A 2,832-nucleotide genomic window follows, 5' to 3' on the forward strand; every position below is an offset into this window, starting at 1 on the left:
GTCGATCGCAATGTCAAGGCGACCGGTTGTTAGTAGATTCAAGATCGTTAAATACCTCGAATCTCTCGGGTACACGTACCTTCGACAAACAGGAAACCACGTTCAAATGGTTATCCAAAAAGGTGACAAGAAATATCATGTTGTCGCTCCCCTGCACAACGAACTGACCGGAGGGAGTTAAAATGGAGGAACTATCTGATCGCGTCGATCAATTCGTTCCGCGGGATCTCGGTTGCTTTTGAAAGCACATCGAGTATTGAATATAGTGTTCCGACGGTATATACCGATTTTAACTGGCAGTGCCTCAGTATAGGACAGATAATCGTTCATCCACCCCCTTCGTCGCACTCTTCCAGCAGCGGGCGCGAGATCCCCCGGGCCGTTACTTCGGGAGAAGGTGGTCCCGGAGCATCGCCCGGACCATCTCCCGGTAACGGTTCACAACCGGAAGATCGTCCTGTAGCACCCCATAGACCTCTTCCAGGTTCAGCCGGCAGTAGAGGTGGACCAGGACATTTCTGAATCCTGCGAGGTCGGAGAGCCGGACTCCGAGGTCTTCCGGGATAAGCCTTTCATCACATAAAATAGCAAAACTCTCCCGGTAAGTTTCGGGCCGCCGGGAGCTGCAGGCCGCGACCAGGTGGTTGGCGATGTCGATCGATGCCTGGATGCTGACGAGGAGCGCGTGCAGCACCATGTTCCGTTTGTCTCGGTCGGTCCTCAGCTCAGCGAGAGTGATGGACCGATAGCGCTCCCAATCCCCGGCTGCCTCATCGAGCTCACGGAGGTGACCGAGGATCCCTTCGTCCATATCAGGCCCTCGTGAGTAGAACTCTGTCAAACCAGTCGAGCGTCTCCGCATAGTCGAGGTACAGGGAGAGCACGCCTGCCTCATAACGGACCCTCCGTTCCCGGTCGCGGGAGAACACGGGTCTGCCGCTCTTGATGATCTCATGCTGGAGGGAGATTGGGGCGGTGTTGAGGACCTTCACGTCAGCCTCAAAGCGGTAACCGAACCCCCGTTCGAGCTCCCGCTCGACCCGCCGCGCGAACCGCATCGCCTGGTAAGGGGCAACTTCGCCGGTGACGAGGATCGCCACGTCCACGTCGCCAAAATTCCCCCTGCAGAACGAGCCGAAGACGTACCCCACCTCTATCTCGTCAAATCCGGCGAGGACCGTACGGATGGTGTGGAGCACCTCCTCTTTCTCTCCCGCCTCAAGCAGATGGCGCGCCCTCATACTATCGTACATTTTCCCGCATCACATATCATCCTTTCCCGGCCCCTGCGGACCAGCAGACCCACTCCTTTCCGTCGCGGAGTGCCTCCTCGGTCGACTGGCTCGCGGCGGCGCCCATCGTGAGGTCGGAGGATGATCGGGTTGTGACGCCAGTCTATTTCTCGCACCAATTGTGCGAGTTTTGCAGAACCGACATATATCTCGAAAAATGACTTCATACGCCAGATTGGAGGGAGAAAATCTGTCGATGCCAGGAAACTCCTTTTGCAGATCTCCAACCAGTTGTTGGACAACTGACTTACCCCAGGTGTCGCCGGACTGCCGCTCCACGATCAGCCTCCTGATATCCCGGTACAGGCCGACCGGTTCCTTACTGACTGCCCTGAGCGCCTGTACTGAGCGGTGCGTATGCGTTCTTTGATCTCGATAAGTAGTGAGCCATAATCATTTGGTAGATCTGGCGCATTTGTCGTAATTGTCAACTCCTCAAAGTCCTCCTCGACCCTCGCTGCCGGTTTGCACCCCCTCGGCACTAGGAAGAGACGTCATCGAACCCACTATGTACCCACATACTCCTCCGGCACCTGGATCTTCAAGTGGTAGGAGTCGATGCGCCGGGTGTTGATGACGAAGTAGTAATCATGATATCCTTCGTAGAAGGTGCTCACCCACCGTTGCTTCTTGAGATCGGGGTTCTCCTTCGCCCCCAGGAAGTCGGCGAAGTTGAGGGTGACGACCCGGACGAACCGGTTCGGGTCTTCGGCGTCCATCACCTGGCAGTTGAAGAGCGGGATCTCGTCGTTTGAGGTCGTGATATCCGAGTAGTCGAGCCGCCACATCGGGAACGGGACCCGGACGATCCCGGTCGTCCCCGACCACTGGCCGTCGATCGTCGCGTAAGTCACCCACCGGGTGATGCCGGGCCCGGCCACGGCCCCCGGCGGAGTGGTCATGTTCAGGCGGGTCTCCTCGATCGGAATCTGGTAGGTCCCCGGGTCGACGAACCCGACCGGCCGCGGCTTCCCGTCCCAGGTGGGCACCGGCGTGGGCGTCGGCACCGTGGTGGGTATCGTGGGCGTCCAGGCCGGGGTTATTCCCGGCTCCGGTTCCCCGGACCCCCATAAGCCCGGCAGCTCGCCGGTCGCCGCCGGCTTGATGATCAGGGCCATCACGAGGACGACCGCAATTCCCAGAACAACGTAGATGAAATCCTGCTTCTTCGTCATATCCCGTTCCTTCCTTTCCCCCCGATTGGGACCATCCCGTGCGGCCGATCCGCCTCTCCGTTTCCGGTACCCGGAAATTGCATTATATTTCCCATTTCGAAACGTTTTTTCCAAAACGGGGCGGTCATCCGCGTGGTTTTTCGGTACAGGTATCGTTGTACCTCCGGCTACAAATACTTGTCTGAGACCGATGCAGGCCGTTAAAAGCGATTTTATACGGATTCGTTATCAAAAAAGGCTGTTTTCAAATCCCCTACTGTTTGAATAACTTTTTATACAGGCTTACGCATATACTCAAAAGAACCGTATTGTTCCGGATGAAACGCTCATTCGGACTCCGGTAACAGGAGGAAACGTTTCATGAG

At 56.9% G+C, this 2,832-nt stretch carries 4 protein-coding genes and 1 pseudogene; 1 reads left to right on the forward strand and 4 read right to left on the reverse strand.

Going from position 1 to position 2,832, the window contains the following annotated elements:
- Positions 1-181, forward strand: a 181-nt coding sequence (locus tag EI28_RS14170; protein WP_155937409.1) for a type II toxin-antitoxin system HicA family toxin, incomplete at its 5' end; no start/stop codon positions are given.
- A gap of 201 nt (positions 182-382) precedes the next feature.
- Here the strand turns inward: EI28_RS14170 and EI28_RS11895 are convergent.
- The 4 genes and pseudogenes from EI28_RS11895 to EI28_RS11905 form a co-directional block, all read right to left on the reverse strand.
- Positions 383-811, reverse strand: a complete 429-nt coding sequence (locus EI28_RS11895; protein WP_048115101.1) for a DUF86 domain-containing protein — start codon at positions 809-811, stop codon at positions 383-385.
- A 1-nt stretch (position 812) separates the two neighbouring features.
- Positions 813-1,241: a nucleotidyltransferase domain-containing protein gene (locus tag EI28_RS11900; protein ID WP_052379746.1), complete on the reverse strand. Its 429-nt coding sequence runs from the start codon at positions 1,239-1,241 to the stop codon at positions 813-815.
- A 21-nt stretch (positions 1,242-1,262) separates the two neighbouring features.
- Positions 1,263-1,625, reverse strand: a pseudogene (locus EI28_RS15580) (hypothetical protein); the annotation flags it as partial.
- Between the two features lie 173 nt (positions 1,626-1,798).
- Positions 1,799-2,467 carry a hypothetical protein gene (locus tag EI28_RS11905; RefSeq protein ID WP_048115102.1) on the reverse strand — a complete coding sequence of 223 codons (669 nt, stop codon included), beginning with the start codon at positions 2,465-2,467 and terminating at the stop codon, positions 1,799-1,801.
- Between the last annotated feature and the right edge of the window lie 365 nt (positions 2,468-2,832).

It is taken from the genome of Methanoculleus sp. MH98A (genome assembly GCF_000691865.1).
Lineage (GTDB): Archaea > Halobacteriota > Methanomicrobia > Methanomicrobiales > Methanoculleaceae > Methanoculleus.